This window comes from Streptomyces rimosus subsp. rimosus (assembly GCF_000720725.1).
Taxonomy (GTDB): domain Bacteria; phylum Actinomycetota; class Actinomycetes; order Streptomycetales; family Streptomycetaceae; genus Streptomyces; species Streptomyces rimosus_A.
Map to the genome: position 1 here is coordinate 33978 of NZ_JOCQ01000011.1, position 15584 is coordinate 49561.

The window sequence follows — 15584 nt, forward strand, 5'->3', positions numbered from 1 at the left end:
CCGGGCGGCCCCGCCGTCCCTCAGGCCCCGTACTCCCCAGGACTCCCGGCCCCCGCCAGCTTCCCCGCCACCGCCGCCCGCGACGACACCCCGAGCTTCGCGAAGACGTGCGCCACATGCGTCTCGACCGTCCGCGGACTCAGGAACAGCCGCTCCGCGATCCGCTGGTTGCTGAACCCCTGCCGGACCAGCTCGGCGACCTCTGCCTCCCGCCGTGACAGGCCCCCGTCCGCACGCGCCGCCGTACGCCCGGCCCGTACCCCCAGCCGCCGCTGCTCGCGTACGGTCCGGGCGTGCAGCCCCAGCGCCCCGCACGCGCCGAACACCTCCGCCGCCCGCGCCAGCTCCGTACGGGCCGCGGCCTTCTCCCCGCAGCGGGCGTGCGCGGTACCGGCCCGCAGCCACGCCCGCGCCGCGGACAGCCGCTCGCCCGTCGCCTCGAACAGCTCCGCCGCCCGGACCGCGCCGCCCGCCGCCGCGGCCGGGTCGGCCTCCTGGTCCGCGTGGGCCCGCGCCAGCACCGCGTGGCCCGATCCCGTACCGCCGCCCGGCACCGCCGCGGCCCGGTCCGCCCAGCCCGCCGCCGCCGCGGCACGGCCGCGCTCGGCCTCCGCGTCGGCCATCGCCTCGCAGCACACCAGCAGGCAGCTGTGCTCCAGCAGCGGCGAGACGAACGCGTCGCACGCGGCCAGCACCTCCGCCCCGCCCGTGTCCACCTCGTCCAGCCCCACCAGCGCCAGACCGCGCCCGACGACGCCCAGCCGCGCCCACCACTCCCGGCGGCCGTCCGCGTGCCGGATCGCCTCGTCCGCCAGCGCCAGCGCGGCCGCCTGGTCACCCGTCCAGCGGACCAGGAGCGACTTCACGGCCAGCGCGAGCGCCACGCACTCGTCGGAGCCGAGCAGCCGCGCGGCGTCCACCGCGTCCTCGGCCCGGTCCACGGCCTCCGGAAGCCGCCCCGTCCGCCCGTACGTGAACGCCTGCGCGGTCAGCATCCAGGGCGCCAGATAGCTCTGCCCGGTGGCGTCGGCGATGGCCAGGCTCCGCTCGACCATGCGGACGGCCTGTGGCAGCCGGCCCATCATCGCGTCGATCCAGCACAGGAAGGACAGCGACTCCAGCCAGGGGGCCAGCTCGGCGTCGGTGGCCTCCTCCGTCAGCCGCTCGGCCCTGCCCGCCAGCTCGCGCGCGGCGTCCAGGTCGCCCGAGCCGTACGCGTGGCCGAGCCGGAGCGTCACCAGCGGCACCCGGCCCTCGGGCGACGCGCCGGCCCCCTCGGCGGTGCCACCGGCCCGCGACAGTACGGCGGTCAGCCGGTCCAGCTGCTCGGCGGCGGCCGGGAAATCGGCGCGGATCAGACTGTCGCCGATCAGCTGGAGGTGGAGCGGCACCGCGTCCGCCTGATGCTCCGGCGGCACCCGGCTCAGCTCGGCGCGCAGCAGCGCCCGGCCCTCCGCCTGCCGGTTGAGCAGCCGCTCCAGGATGGCGCAGAACCGGGCGGCGCGGGCGCGCTGCGCCCAGGCGTCCGGCGGCAGCAGCCGCAGTACCTCCAGCGCGGTGTCGCGGCCCTGGACGAGCCGTCCGCCGACGCCCTGGAGGCGGGCCAGTTCGACGAGGAGCGCGAGCCGGTCGGGCGCGGGCCCGGCCGCCGTGCCGCCGGGTTTCTCCGGGAGCAGGTCCAGGGCGGTCCGCAGCCACTGCGCGGCGGTCGCGGGGGACTGGTACGCGGTCGCGCGGGCCGCCTCGACGAGCACGCCGACGGCCAGCAGATCGCCGAAGCGCGCCGAGCGGGCGATGTGGCGGGCGCGGGTGACGGTGGGCGCGTCGCGCTCGTCCAGGGCGGCGGCCACCCGTGCGTGCGCGGCGACCCGCCAGCCCGCGCCGGAGGAGGCGTACGCGAGATGCCGTACGACGGGGTGGCGGAAGCGGAAGCGCCCCGGCGTGGGCGCGCAGCGCACCACGTCCCGCACCGCCAGCTCGTCGAGGGCCGCGAGGGCTTCCGCCTCGGTCGCCTGGGCGGCCACCGCCACCATGCCCGGCTCGAACTCGTCGCCGAGCGTGGCGGCGGCCTGGGCGGCCAGCCGCGCGCCGTCGGGCAGCGCGGCCAGCTCGGCGGCCAGGGCCTCGCGTACGGGGCCCGGCAGCAGGCCGTCGTCGGCGTCGGCCGGGGTGGCGCTCCCGGCGGGCGCGGCGCCGGCCGGCGCGGAGCGGGCCAGCGCCTCCAGGTACAGCGGGTTGCCGCCACTGGCCTCGTACAGGGCGCGGCGCCGCCGGGCACCGACGGACGGGCCGAGGAATTTCCCGGTCTCCTGGAGGGTGAGCGGGGCGACCTCGATTCGGGTACGCAGGCCGGGCGCGGCGTCGGCGAGCGCCGCGGTGAGCCGGGGGCCCGCCTGCCGGGTGCGGTAGGTGACGGCGAGCAGGATCGGGCCGCGCGGCGCGTGCCGCGCGAGGTGGGACAGCAGCTCCACCGAGCCCTCGTCGGCCCAGTGCACGTCGTCCAGCAGGACGGCGAGGCCGCCGGGGTCGGCGAGGGCTTCCAGCAGGAGGCGTACGGCGCGGTGCAGGCGGTAGCGGTTGAGGCCGGTGCCGATGGCCGCTGCCTGGTCCGGTCCCGGCCCGCCGGCCGCCGCCGGACCCTGCCCGCGTCCGCAGCCCGACAGGGACGGGAAGACGTCGGCGAGCAGCCGCGCGCTCTCCGCGTCCAGGGCCGCGCGTACCTGCTCGGCGCGGCTGTCCACCTGGTCGTCCAGGGCGTCCACGGCCAGGGACAGGGGTACGTCGTTCTCGTACTCGGTGCCCCGGCCGCGCAGCACGGTCAGCCCGTGCCGGAGCGCGGCCCCGGCGGTCTCGCCGAGCAGCCGGGTCTTGCCCGCGCCCGGGTCGCCGCTCAGATCCACGAGCCGGAACTCGCCCTTGGCCGCCCGCTCCGCCTCCGCGCCGAGGAGCCGCACGACCTCCGTACGGCCGACGAGCGCGCGGTTGCCGTCGGGGGGTGAGGGGCTGTCGGGCATCGGGCGGGCCGGTTTCGGTCGGGTGGGCGGAGGGGTGAACGGCGGGTGGCGCCCCAATGGAATATTTTGGTCTATGGCGACTTTTCGGGCAATCCCTCGGGGTGGACGGCGGGGGCTTTCGGAAGGGCGGGGGCTGAGGAGGCGGGTGCCGCATGCAGCGCCGCATTCCCCTGTTCACGGGCGAAGGCGTCCGGGACGCCGAGGTCGCCGTGCACCCGTTCGCGGCCGGCGACGGACTGGGGCTCACCCTGACCCGCTACCGCCGCGCACCGGCCGCGGACTCCGCCCCGGCCGACGCGGTGCTGCTCGTACACGGCCTGACCACGTCCAGCGACATGTTCGTCATGCCCGAGCACGACGACCTCACCAGCTACCTGCTCGACCACGGCTACCGCGACGTCTGGGCCCTCGACCACCGGATGAGCAACCGCTTCCCGTACGACATGGCGTCCCACCGCTTCACGCTCGACGACGTCGCCCTGTACGACTTCCCCGCCGCGTTCGCCGAGATCCGCGCGCACATCGGCCCGACCGCCCGGCTGCACGTGATCGCGCACTGCCTGGGCGGCGTCACCTTCGCCATGAGCCTGGCCGCCGGGCTCGTCGGCGGCATCGCCAGCGCGGTGGTCAACAGCTCCGCCCTCGTCCTGCGGGTGCCCCGGTGGTCGCGCTGCAAGCTGTACGCGGTCCCCGGCCTGACCGAGTACGTACTCGGCCTGCCCTACCTCAACCCCGCCTGGCCGCAGGATGCCCCGTTCACCCGCGGCCGCATGATCGCCCGCCTGGTGTCGCTCTTCCACCCCGAATGCCGCGTCGGCCCCTGCCACATGGTGAGCGCCATGTGGGGCTCCGGACGGCCCGCGCTGTACGAGCACGCGCACCTGTCGCCGGTGACCCACGAGCGCGTCGCGGACCTGTTCGGCGCGACCGGCGTGCACTACTACCGGCACATCCGGGCGATGGTGCGGGCCGGCCGGGCCGTGAAGTACCGCCCCGGCGACCCGGCGTACCGCGACCTGCCCGACGACTACCTGGAGGCGGCGGCCGGCCTGACCACCCCCCTCCTGCTGACGACCGGTGACCGCAACCACGTCATGGCCGACTCCAATCCCGTCTGCCACCGCGAACTGACGGTCCGCGCGCCCGGGATCTCCCGGCTGCGGGTCTTCCCCGGCTACGGCCACCAGGACGTCTTCATGGGCCGGCACAGCGCCCGGGACGTCTTCCCGCACCTGACCGCGTTCCTGGACGCGCACGCGGGGTGAGGGGTGGCCCAGGGCCGTCTCATCGCACCCGGTCGATGTCCCCCAACGACTCCAGCAGCCCCCGCAGATCCTTCGCCATCCGGTCGCGCTGGGCGCGGGTGAGGCCGGCGAGCAGGCGGTCCTGGGTCGCGACGTTGTCGAGAAGGGCCTTGTCGACGAGGGCGAGGCCCGCTTCGGTCAGGGTGACGTCGAAGCTGCGGGCGTCGTGGGTGCGGCGGGTGCGGGTGATCAGGCCGCGCTCCTCCAGGCGGTCCAGGCGCTGGGAGATGGCACCCGAGGTGACCATCGAGGCGTGCATCAGCGCGGCGGGGGTCAGACGGTGCGGCGGGGGACTGCGGCGGAGGGTGGCGAGGACGTCGAAGGCCGCGGCGTCGAGGTCGTGGCTCTTGTAGGTGGCGCGCAGCTCGGTCTCGATGATGTGCGCGAGCCGCTTGACGCGGCCGACGACGGCCATGGGTGACGCGTCGAGGCCGGGGGCCTGTTCGGCCCACTGCGCCAGGACGCGATCTACGTGGTCGGTCATCTGCCCAGCTTAACGGTTCCCTTAATGGTGAGATAGATATTGCCTTAGGGCTAAGTTAACGGTTAGGTTCCTGGGGTGATCGAAGAGACTGCATCCGCTTCCGTTTCCGCTCCCGTTTCTGCTTCCGCTTCTGCTCCCGCATCCGTGCCCGCTTCCCTTCCCGCCCCGCTGTCCGTGCCGACGGCCGTACGGACGCGCCGCAGCATCCGCCACTACCTGCCCGACCCGCTGCCGCCCGAGCAGCTGACCGAACTGCTCTCCCTGACGCTGGAAGCTCCCTCCAGCTGGAACGTGCAGGCCCGTTCCGTCGTGGTTGTCTCCGACCGGGAAGGCCGCGACGGCCTCGTCCGGGCCACCGGTGGCCAGCCGCACCCTGGCGAGGCGCCGGTGACGCTGGTGTTCGTGGCCGAGAGCCGGGCCTGGTGCGGGGACCTGGGCGACATCTACGAGCGGGCGCGCCGCAACGGCGCCTGGAACGAGCAGTTCATCGCCGGGTTCTCGCAGGCGAGCCTGGACTTCCACCGGGACCTGGAGGCGCGGGGGCTGCTGCGCGAGTACGCGGTCAAGGACGCGGTGATCGCCGCCACGTACGCGATGCTCGCTGCCGCCTCCATGGGGCTGGCCGGATCGCCGATGAACGGCTGGGACGAGGCGGAGGTCAAGAAGGTCATCGGCATCGAGGACCGCGACGATCTGCACATCGCGATGCTGCTCCCGGTGGGCAGGCCCGCGGAAGAACGCCGGCACCCCGGCCGCAGACCCCTCGCGCGCCACGCCTTCGACGGCCGGTACGGACGCGCCCATCCAGTCGCCGCCGACGGTCCTCAGGGCGGCGGCGAAGGCCCCGCATCCGGTCTCGCCGCCGATTTGTCCCGTACCGCCGCCCCGGCCCCGGTCCGATGAAGCCCAGCCGAGTCCTCCTCGACTCCCTCCTGACCGTCCTCGCTCCTTCCGTCTGGGGCTCCACCTACCTGGTCACCACCGAACTCCTGCCTCCGGACCGGCCGTTGCTCGCCTCGATGGTCCGGGCCCTGCCTGCCGGGCTGATCCTGGTGGCGCTCGGCCGGACCCTGCCGCGCGGCGTGTGGTGGTGGCGGGCCCTGGTCCTCGGTGTGCTGAACATCGGTGCCTTCTTCTTCCTGCTGTTCGTCGCCGCGTACCACCTGCCCGGCGGAGTCGCCGCCCTGGTGATGTCCGTCCAGCCGATGGCGGTGCTGGCCCTCTCGGCGCTGGTGCTGAAAGCGCGGGTGGCCCCGGCCCACCTGGTCGCCTGCGTGCTGGGCATGCTCGGCGTGGGTCTGCTGGTGCTCCAGCCGCACGCCGGGCTGGACGCGGTCGGCGTCGGCGCGGGGCTGCTGGGCGCGGTGAGCATGGCGAGCGGGATCGTGCTCACCAAGCGCTGGGGGCGTCCGGCGGACACCGGGCTGCTGACCTTCACCGGCTGGCAGCTGACGGTCGGCGGCCTCGTCCTCGCGCCGGTCACCCTGCTCGGCGAGGGGCTGCCCGCCACCGTCACCGGCGAGAACGTCCTCGGGTTCGCCTACCTCGGGCTGATCGGGGCGCTGTTCGCCTACGCGGTGTGGTTCCGCGGCGTGGAGCGGCTGCCCGCCCTCACCGTCTCCTTCCTCGGCTTCGCCTCTCCGCTGACCGCCACGGTCCTCGGCTACCTCGTTCTGGACCAGGCGCTGTCGCCCCTTCAGCTCGCCGGGGCGCTGGCCGTGGTGGCTTCGGTCGTCCTGGCGCAGTACGCGGGGGGCCGTGGTGCGCCGCCTCCGGTACGGCCTATCGCCCCGGCCCGTACGCGTCCCACAGCTCCCCGGCGAAGAACCGCCCGAACCGGACCAGCCCGGCGAGCGGAGCGGCTCCCGTAGCGCGCATGGTGGTGAGCTGCCGGACGAAGTCCAGGCGCCCCACGCGCACGACGCCGGTGCAGAGCGGCGTCAACCCGCGCTCCTCGCCCGGTTCGCGGCGGCCCCGGTGGATCTCGACCGCCAGGGTGGTGGTGTCCGCCCACAGGTCGGGCCCCGGATCGTCGCCCACCTCCTTGCGGCCGGTGAGGGTCAGCGGCCGGCCCCGCGGACCGTCCAGGTGGAGGTGGTAGAGCATCCGGCGGCGCCCCGGCAGCCCGCTCGGCACGAAGAGGTTGAACCAGCCTTCCCGTACGGGGAGTCGGCCACCCAATGGCTCGCAGTCCACCGACCCGTGCGCGGCGGCCCGGTGGTCCGGCGCGTCGATGAAGGCGTCCACGTCGTCCACGGTGATGGTCAGACGCAGCGTCAGGGCCGGGCCGTCGGCCAGCGCGCCGCGCATGACCTCGGCGAACGTCAGGGCCGTGGCGGGCGCCGGAGCCGGCCGGCGCGCCCGCCGGGGCGGCCGGTTCTCCAGCAGGCGGGTGCTCATCCGGTCCGCCAGCGCCGCGATCGTCAGTGACGGATTGACGCCGACCGGTCCGGGCAGCGCCGCCGCGTCCGCCACGTACAGCCGCGGGTGCCCGTACACCTCTCCGTACGGGTCGCAGACGGCCTCCTCCGGGCATTCGCCGATGGGCGCGCCGCCCACCGGGTGGACGGTGACGACCCGCCGCCACCACCAGATCGGATTGTCCAGGTGGCCCGCCCCCATACCGTCGGCGAGCTGCCGCATGGTGGCACGGACGCCCTCGTAGTACGCCCGGCTCGTGGCGGTGGTCCACCGTACGTCCAGCCGGCCGTCCCGCAGCCCCATGACCCCGTCGGGTACGTCCCGGCCCACCCCCAGCAGCGGCAGCACGCCGGGGAAGCCCTTCCCGGAACCGAGCAGGGCGGCGATCTCGCCGGAGAGGTTGCTGTCCGGCGAGCCGAGGGCCCGCCGCGTGGCGAGGCCGGCGGCGAGCGCGGCCAGCCGTCCGGCGCCCCCGGCGAGCCGTACGCCCTCCGCGAGCCAGTTCAGGAAGCCCGGATAGCCGCCGTCCTGCACGATGTGCCCGCGCTCGGTACCGCCACCCGCTTCACCCGGTACCCCGACCACTCCGGTGATCACCGGCCCCTGGTCGGGGCGCGGCACCGGTGCGCCCTCCCGCCCGTACAGGAACGTCAGCAGGTCGCCGTTGCCGCAGAACCGGGTGCCCAGCGCCGGGCCCAGGCCGGGCAGCCGCGCGCGGTTGGTCAGCAGCAGGTGGACGGTGCCGTACGTGCCGGCCGCCAGCACCAGGCGGTCGCAGTCGATGTGGTGCCGCGGCAGGTCGGCGGTGCGCGCCGGGCCACCGTCCGTGTCGTGCATGACGTACCCGACGCGGTAACCGCCCCCGCCCAGCGGTTCCACCGTCACGGCCTGGTGCCCGGTCCGCAGATCGGCGCCGTGCCGGTGCGCGGCGGACAGGTAGGTGTGGTCGAGGGTGTTCTTCGCGCCGTTGTTGCAGCCCAGGTCGCATTCGCCGGTGAGCCGGCAGGTGCCGCGCGGTACGCCGTGCAGATTGCCGTACGGCTCGTCCGCGAGCGGCAGTCCGGGGCCCGGCGGCGCCCCGGTGCGTGGCGCGAAGCTGACCGCGAGCGGGGCCGGGGACCACGGCAGCCCCGCCTGTCCGGCCGCCTCCCGCAGCGCCCGGGTCTTCGGCGTACGGGCGTACGGCTCGGTCCCGACCGGGTACGGGACCGGGCGCAGCACCGCCTCCACCGCGGCGTAGTGCGGATCGAGGTCCGCCCGGGACAGCGGCCAGGACTCGTGGCCGCCGCCGGGCAGCTCCTCCCGCCGCACGAACCAGTGCGCCTCCTTGCGGAGCAGCACATTGGCGTAGATCAGCGAGCCGCCGCCCAGCCCGCTGGAGACGAGCGAGTCGCAGCCCCGGAACCGCCAGACGTCGAACAGCCCGTACAGCCCCTCGCCCGGGTCCCAGAGGGCCCGCCCCAGCTCGGCCGGGGTACGGGGAAAACTGCCCGGCGGGTACGCCCGGCCGCGCTCCAGGACGACGACGGACAGCCCCGCCTCCGCCAGCCGGCACGCCGCCACCGAGCCGCCGAAACCGGAACCGACGACCAGGGCGTCCACCCGCTCGGGCCGCCCCGTCCCGCTCCGTCCCGTCGCCTCGGCCACGCCCCGTCCTCCCGGTTCGGCAGCGGCCGCGCGGCCGCTGCCCTCAGTAGAGCAACGGTGCGCCGCGCCCACATCCGGAGCGGGGCGCCGGGTGCGGGGAACGGGTGCCGGCCGCCCCGTGAACCGTGCGGACGTCCCGTGAACCATGTGACGGCATGTGTGCGGCGTGACCGGCTGGACAGGAGAACCCCAGAAGTGTTGCGGAAGCGCAGGCACCCGCGAGGGGCGACAAGGTCTGCCGTTTCCCGCCGTGTGCCCTCGTGAACCGTACGAACGCCATCGCAGCGTTTGGAGGGACCGTCATGGCCGCCACCGCACCCGCACGCCGCACACACCGCCCCGCCCACCGTCCCGCCCGCCCGGACACCACGGCGGACTTCCGCCTGCTGGCCGAACTCCCCGCCGGGGCGCGCCGCACCGGACTGCGCCGCCACGTGATCGCCGCCTGGCTGCCGATGGCGCACCGCCTGGCCCACCGGCTGCGCGACCGCGGCGAGAACCTCGACGACCTGCGGCAGGTCGCCGCCCTCGGCCTGGTCAAGGCCGTCGACCGCTTCGACCCCGAACGCGCCGGTGCGTTCGAGACCTTCGCCGTCCCCACCATCACCGGCGAACTGAAAAAGCACTTCCGCGACTGCACCTGGGACGTGCACGTGCCGCGCCGCACCCAGGAGCTGCGCAACAAGGTCCGCACGGCCGTGCAGGAGCTGAGCACCACCCTCGACGGCCGCGCGCCGACCGTCGCCCGGCTGGCCGAGCGCACCCGGCTCGGCGAGGAGGACGTGCTGCTCGGCCTGGACGCCCTGGAGAGCTACCGCTCACTGTCCCTGGACGCGCCGCTCGGCCCGGACGCGGAGGACGGGAGCAGCCTCAAGGACACCCTGGGCGGCACCGAGAGCGGCTTCGCGCTGGTCGACGAGCGGGAGGCGGTCAAACCTGCGCTGGCCCGGCTGCCGGAGCGCGAACGCCGCATCCTCTACCTGCGGTTCTTCCAGGACATGACGCAGAGTGCCATCGCGGCCGAGACGGGCCTGTCCCAGATGCACGTGTCGCGGCTGATCCGCCGGTCGCTCGCCCGGATACGGGCCGAGGTCTCGCCGGCGGCATCCGGCGCAATCCAGCAGATCGGACGTTAGGGCGCGCACCAGCCGGGAACCCGTGTGCCCGGCGGCCGGAGCCCGGGCCTCCGCGGCGCCCACCAGCAGCTCCCGGCTGCGGCCGGCCGACCAGCACGTCTCACATACATCCCCGTACGCCGCACGGAGAAAGGCGGAACCCATGCCCACTGCACGCGAGATCATGACCCCCGGAGCCGAGTGCATCGGCGCCGAGGACAGCGTCCTCGACGCGGCCCGCAAGCTCACCGACCTGGGTGTCGGCGCGGTGCCCATCTGCGGTACGGACGAGAAGCTCAAGGGCGTCCTGACCGACCGCGACATCGTGGTCAAGGTCCTGGGCCGGGGCAAGGACCCCGCGCAGACCAAGGCCGGCGAACTGGCACAGGGCGAGGCGGTCACCATCGGCGCCGACGACGGCACCGAGGAGATCCTCGCGACCATGACGCAGCACAAGGTCCGGCGCCTGCCGGTGATCGACGGGCACCGCCTCGTCGGCATGGTCGCGCTGGCCGACGTGGCCCGCTCGCTGCCCGACGCCAAGGCCGGGGACCTCCTCGAAGCCCTCTCGACCGACTGAGGGCGCCGCTCGCGCCCGCCCGCCGTCCCCGGGCCACGCGGACCGTAGGCACGATGGTGTACGCGGCGCGAGCGCACGTCCGTAAATCACCGTGAACTCCGGTTCGAACACGGGTCCGGTTATGGCGCCGCTCCCGTCGTACGGGTATACACGGGCCCAGACGACGGGAGGCACACCATGACCATCGACGGTTTCACGACCTGCCTGTGGTTCGACGGCCAGGCCGAGGAAGCGGCGCACCACTACCTCTCCATCTTCAAGAACTCCCGGCTCGGGGACATCGGCCGCTACAACGAGGCCGGACCGGGGACGCCCGGCGAGGTGATGGTGGTCGAGTTCGTCCTCAACGGCCAGAAGTTCATGGGGCTCAACGGCGGCCCGGAGTTCAGGTTCAACGAGGCCGTGTCGTTCCAGGTCCGCTGTGCGGACCAGGAGGAAGTGGACTACTACTGGGAACGGCTCACCGACGGCGGTGAGGAGGGGCCCTGCGGCTGGCTCAAGGACAAGTACGGCGTGTCCTGGCAGGTGTTCCCCGCCGAACTCCTCACCTTGGTCGGCGACTCCGACCCGGCGAAGGCGAAGCGGGCCACCGAGGCGATGTTCCGCATGAAGAAGATCGACCTCGCGGCCGTGCGCAGGGCGCACGCCGGGGAGGAATAGGCCCCTGGCCGGGCCCGCGGCGGGTCCGTACGGGGCTGCCGTACGAAGACCCGTACGGCGGGGCACGGGGGGACGGAGCGGCCCGCCCGTGCCCCGCCGTACGCCCGCCGTAAGCCCCGGCCGCCCACCCGATTGGCGGCCCCGGTGATGACGAACCGGACACATCGGGTAGTCAGCTCCCATGTTCCTCGCTGCGCCCCCGACGGCCGCGCCCCGGCCGGTCGAACCGCCGACCGCCGCCTCCCACCTGGCCATCGGCATCGGCCCCCTCATCGCGGGCATCGTCATCGTGCTCCTGCTGATCGGCGCCGTGGTGTACGGCTACCGGCGCCGCGCGCGCAACCAGGACCGCCCGCCGCGCGCCCACGCGCGGCCCCGCGGCACGGCCGCCCGCAACGGCACCTCGGCGCGGGACACCGACGGGGTGTCCCGGGACAGCCACGACGGGACGCCGAACGGGGTCCGGGACATGGGCGAGTACGGGACGCGCCCGGGGAACTCCGGCGAACCGCCGCCGTGGGACGAGGGAAAAAGCGGCTCGTTCGGCAACGGCTGAGGCACGCCGATGGCGTTCCGCAGGCGTACGGCACCGGCGCGGGGCCGGGCCGGGCAGCTCGCGCGCACCGGCTTCGAAGCGCTCGACCGGCGGCTGCCGATGGCCGAAGGGGGCAAGGCGCTGCTGCGCAAGGCCTTCCCCGACCACTGGTCGTTCCTGCTCGGCGAACTCGCGCTCTACGCCTTCCTCGTGCTCGTCCTCACCGGCACCTACCTGACCCTGTTCTTCGACCCGGTGACCGCGCAGACCGTCTACCACGGACGGCACACCCCGCTGTCCGGCCTGCCGATGTCCCACGCCTACGCCTCGACCCTGCACATCAGCTTCGACATCCGCGGCGGGCTGCTGATCCGGCAGATCCACCACTGGGCGGCCCTGGTCTTCATCGCCGCCATCTGCGTCCACCTGCTCCGCATCTTCTTCACCGGCGCGTTCCGCAAACCACGGGAAGTCAACTGGATCATCGGCGTGACGCTCTTCGTGCTGGGGACGCTGGAAGGGTTCGCCGGTTATTCGCTGCCCGACGATTCGCTGTCCGGGACGGGCCTGCGCACCGCGAACACCATCGTGATGTCGATCCCCGTCGCCGGCACGTACCTGAGCTTCTTCCTGTGGGGCGGCGAATTCCCCGGCACGGACCTCATCAACCGCCTGTACGGGCTGCACATCCTGCTCGTCCCGGGCATCCTCGTCGCGCTGATCACGGTGCATCTGATCCTCGTGGTGCATCTCAAACACACCCAGTGGAACGAGCGCGGCCGGACCAACCGCAATGTCGTCGGCCGGCCGATGTACCCGCACTTCACCGCGAAATCCGCCGGCCTGTTCTTCATGACCGCCGGTGTGCTGACACTGATCGGCGCGCTGGCCCAGATCAATCCCGTATGGGAATACGGGCCGTACCGGTCGGACCAGGTCGCCACCGACGCGCAGCCCGACTGGTACGTCGGATTCCTGGAAGGCGCCCTGCGCCTCATGCCGCCGTGGGAAACCGACCTCTGGGGCCACACCGTCCTGTGGAGCGTCCTGATTCCGGCGGTGATCCTGCCCGGGCTGTTCTTCCTCGCCCTGTACCTCTATCCCTTCTGCGAGAAATGGGTGACGCGGGACGGCATCGAACACCACCTGTGCGACCGGCCGCGGAACCGGCCCACCCGTACCGGACTGGGCGTCGCCGGAATCGTCTTCTACGCCGTGCTCCTCGCCGCCGGCGGCAACGATGTGACCGCCCTCGGTTTCGGCGTCTCGGTGAATGCCTTGACCTGGTTCTTCCGCGTTGCCGTGGTGGTGGGGCCGGTGCTCGCGTTCCTGCTCACCGAGCGGATCTGCCTCGCCCTGCAGAGCGAGGACCGCGAGGCGCTGCTGGCGGGGGAGGAGACGGGTGAGGTGACGCAGGACCCGAGCGGCGGGCTCGACGAGGGGCGGCGCGGCCTCTCCGCCGACCGCCGCCACCGGCTGCTCGTCCGCGACGTGCCCGAGCCGCTGCGGCCTCCCGAGGGCGGCCCGGCGCGCCTGGCCCGTCGGCAGCGGGTGCGCCTGGCGCTGAGCAACTGGTACTACCGCGACCGGGTCGACCTGCCGGTCACCCCCGAGCAGCGGGCCCGCATCGCCGAGCGTACGGCCGGTCCGGAGCACGAACCGGACGGCTGACCCCTGGCCGTACGGATGCGCCTTGCTCATACGGCTGACCCCAGCCCGTACGGAAGAATTCCGTATCGCACCGGGATTCTTCAGGCATGCCCGGAGAATTCCAGCACCATGCCGGTGACGCCCGCGATCAGCAGACCGGCGCCGATGACGAACAGCCACAGGCCGAAGACGACGCCCAGCGCGGTCAGCGCCACCGCCAGACCGGTCAGCGGGGGATAGGCGCTGCGCGGCGGGAAGAATCCGAGGCCGCCGAAACGCTCGCGTACCTCGGCCTCCTTGTGGTCCTCCGGCCGCTTCCCCCGTTTGCGGTGATTGAGCGCGCAGAAGCCGCTCACGAGCGAGGACATCAGGAAGGAGACGGCCAGCGCCGCGGTACCCGCGGGTTCTTCCGACCAGAAGGCGTAGCCGAGGCCCGCCACGAAGAAGAAGGCCGCCACTCCGGCGAAGAGAAAAGCCTCGGTCTTCACATGTGCCGCTCTCTGTGCGGATCGGGCGTCGGTTCGGCACTGCCGCGCTGCGGAGCGGGCAGCCGCAGCGCTTCGGGATGGTGCAGGTCAAAAGCGGGGGAGTCGGACCGCACGCGGGGCAGCGTGTGGAAATTGTGCCGGGGCGGCGGGCAGGACGTCGCCCACTCCAGCGACCTGCCATGGCCCCACGGATCGTCCACCGTCACCTTCGGTGCGTAACGCGCGGTACGCCACACGTTGTACAGGAAAGGCAGCGTGGAAAGCCCCAGCAGGAACGCGCCCACCGAGGACAGCGAGTTCAGTACGGTGAACCCGTCGGCCGCCAGGTAGTCCGCGTAACGCCGGGGCATTCCGCTGGAGCCGAGCCAGTGCTGCACGAGGAACGTCAGCTGGAAGCCGGTGAAGAGCGTCCAGAAGTGGATCCTCCCCAGCCGTTCGTCGAGCAGGCGCCCGGTGAGCTTCGGCCACCAGAAGTAGAAGCCGCCGAACATCGCGAAGACCACCGTGCCGAAGAGGACGTAGTGCAGGTGCGCGACGATGAAATACGAGTCGGTGACGTGGAAGTCCAGCGGCGGCGACGCGATCAGCACCCCGCTCAGCCCGCCGAGCAGAAAGGTGACCAGGAACCCGCCGGCCCACAGCATCGGCGTCTCGAACGACACGCTGCCGCGCCACATGGTGCCGATCCAGTTGAAGAACTTCACCCCGGTCGGCGCCGCGATCAGGAAGGACATCAGGGAGAAGAACGGCAGCAGTACCGCGCCGGTGGCGAACATGTGGTGCGCCCACACGGTCGCCGAGAGCATGGTGATGGCGATGGTCGCGCCCACCATGCCGATGTACCCGAACACCGGCTTGCGGCTGAACACCGGAATGATCTCCGTGATCACGCCGAAGAACGGCAGGGCGACGATATAGACCTCCGGATGCCCGAAGAACCAGAACAGGTGCTGCCACAGAACCGCCCCGCCGTTCGCCGGATCGTAGACGTGCGCGCCGAACGTGCGGTCCGCCTCCAGGGCGAGCAGCGCGGCGGTCAGCACCGGGAACGCCAGCAGCGCCAGGAACGAGGTGAACAGCACGTTCCAGGTGAAGATCGGCATCCGGAACATGGTCATGCCCGGGGCGCGCAGACACATGATGGTGGCGATGAAATTGACCGCGCCCAGGGTGGTGCTCAGGCCCGACACGACGAGCCCCATGGTCCACAGATCACCGCCGGTGCCCGGCGTACGCAGCGCGCTGTTCAGCGGCGCGTAGGCGAACCAGCCGAACGACGCGGCGCCCTGCGGGGTGAGGAAGCCCGACACCACGATCAGGCCGCCGAACAGGAACAGCCAGTACGTCAGGGCGTTCAGCCGGGGGAAGGCCACGTCGGGGGCGCCGATCTGCACCGGCATGACCGCGTTCGAGAACCCGGCGAACATGGGCGTCGCGAACAGCAGCATCATGATCGTGCCGTGGATGGTGAACAGCTGGTTGTACTGCTCGGCGCTGACGATCTGCAGGCCCGGCCGGGCCAGTTCGGCGCGCATCACCATCGCCAGCGCGCCCGCGAACAGGAAGAAGCCGAACGCGGTGACGAGATAGAGGTTCCCGATCACCTTGTGGTCGGTGGTGGTCAGCCAGCGGCGTACCGCCCGGCCCACCGTGTTGCGGGGCGCCGCGGCGGCCTCCGTACGCATG

Annotated in this window: 13 protein-coding genes; 8 read left to right on the forward strand and 5 right to left on the reverse strand. The window is 73.1% G+C overall.

The genetic code is table 11. From position 1 onward, the window contains the following. Window positions 1-20 precede the first annotated feature (20 nt). Window positions 21-3014, reverse strand: coding sequence for a helix-turn-helix transcriptional regulator (locus IH45_RS1000000150600; RefSeq protein ID WP_030663756.1), 2994 nt, complete (start codon window positions 3012-3014; stop codon window positions 21-23). A 152-nt stretch (window positions 3015-3166) separates the two neighbouring features. On the opposite strand from IH45_RS1000000150600, the gene IH45_RS0108370 reads away from it, so the two are divergent. Then, the gene (locus IH45_RS0108370) at window positions 3167-4279 is read left to right on the forward strand and encodes an alpha/beta hydrolase (protein WP_030663758.1); all 1113 of its coding nucleotides are present in this window, start codon (window positions 3167-3169) and stop codon (window positions 4277-4279) included. Window positions 4280-4298: 19 nt separating this feature from the next. On the opposite strand, the gene IH45_RS0108375 is transcribed toward IH45_RS0108370, so the two are convergent. Further along, window positions 4299-4802 (reverse strand): MarR family winged helix-turn-helix transcriptional regulator, encoded by a 504-nt coding sequence (locus IH45_RS0108375; RefSeq protein ID WP_030663762.1) that lies wholly within the window; start codon window positions 4800-4802, stop codon window positions 4299-4301. A 144-nt stretch (window positions 4803-4946) separates the two neighbouring features. Here IH45_RS0108375 and IH45_RS0108380 point away from each other — a divergent pair, with 144 nt between their 5' ends. Together IH45_RS0108380 and IH45_RS0108385 are read left to right on the forward strand one after the other, a co-directional pair. Then, the gene (locus IH45_RS0108380; RefSeq protein WP_234440462.1) at window positions 4947-5705 is read left to right on the forward strand and encodes a nitroreductase family protein; all 759 of its coding nucleotides are present in this window, start codon (window positions 4947-4949) and stop codon (window positions 5703-5705) included. Beyond that, entirely contained in the window at window positions 5702-6673 is a 972-nt protein-coding gene (locus IH45_RS0108385; RefSeq protein ID WP_030663769.1) for an EamA family transporter, read from the forward strand. Before IH45_RS0108380 ends, IH45_RS0108385 begins: the two co-directional genes overlap by 4 nt. Here the strand turns inward: IH45_RS0108385 and IH45_RS0108390 are convergent. Beyond that, window positions 6585-8870, reverse strand: a complete 2286-nt coding sequence (locus IH45_RS0108390) for a GMC oxidoreductase (protein ID WP_050514645.1) — start codon at window positions 8868-8870, stop codon at window positions 6585-6587. The two genes, IH45_RS0108385 and IH45_RS0108390, sit on opposite strands and share 89 nt — an antisense overlap. A 302-nt stretch (window positions 8871-9172) precedes the next feature. Here IH45_RS0108390 and IH45_RS0108395 point away from each other — a divergent pair, with 302 nt between their 5' ends. The 5 genes from IH45_RS0108395 (at window position 9173) to qcrB (ending at window position 13431) form a co-directional block, all read left to right on the forward strand. Next, on the forward strand, window positions 9173-10006 hold the full coding sequence (locus IH45_RS0108395; protein WP_032916998.1) for a SigB/SigF/SigG family RNA polymerase sigma factor: 834 nt from the start codon (window positions 9173-9175) through the stop codon (window positions 10004-10006). Between the two features lie 142 nt (window positions 10007-10148). After that, window positions 10149-10565, forward strand: coding sequence for a CBS domain-containing protein (locus tag IH45_RS0108400; RefSeq protein ID WP_030663779.1), 417 nt, complete (start codon window positions 10149-10151; stop codon window positions 10563-10565). 177 nt (window positions 10566-10742) lie between these two features. Further along, on the forward strand, window positions 10743-11225 hold the full coding sequence (locus tag IH45_RS0108405) for a VOC family protein (RefSeq protein WP_030663784.1): 483 nt from the start codon (window positions 10743-10745) through the stop codon (window positions 11223-11225). A 181-nt stretch (window positions 11226-11406) separates the two neighbouring features. Then, on the forward strand, window positions 11407-11781 hold the full coding sequence (locus IH45_RS0108410) for a DUF6479 family protein (protein WP_050514646.1): 375 nt from the start codon (window positions 11407-11409) through the stop codon (window positions 11779-11781). A gap of 9 nt (window positions 11782-11790) precedes the next feature. After that, a complete protein-coding gene (gene qcrB, locus IH45_RS0108415; RefSeq protein WP_030663790.1) occupies window positions 11791-13431 on the forward strand; it encodes a cytochrome bc1 complex cytochrome b subunit in 1641 nt (546 codons plus the stop codon). 80 nt (window positions 13432-13511) lie between these two features. Here the strand turns inward: qcrB and ctaF are convergent, their stop codons facing one another. Together ctaF and ctaD are read right to left on the reverse strand one after the other, a co-directional pair. Continuing rightward, the gene (ctaF, locus tag IH45_RS0108420; protein ID WP_030663792.1) at window positions 13512-13898 is read right to left on the reverse strand and encodes an aa3-type cytochrome oxidase subunit IV; all 387 of its coding nucleotides are present in this window, start codon (window positions 13896-13898) and stop codon (window positions 13512-13514) included. Then, window positions 13895-15583 carry an aa3-type cytochrome oxidase subunit I gene (ctaD, locus tag IH45_RS0108425; protein ID WP_030663794.1) on the reverse strand — a complete coding sequence of 563 codons (1689 nt, stop codon included), beginning with the start codon at window positions 15581-15583 and terminating at the stop codon, window positions 13895-13897. Before ctaD ends, ctaF begins: the two co-directional genes overlap by 4 nt. Between the last annotated feature and the right edge of the window lies 1 nt (window position 15584).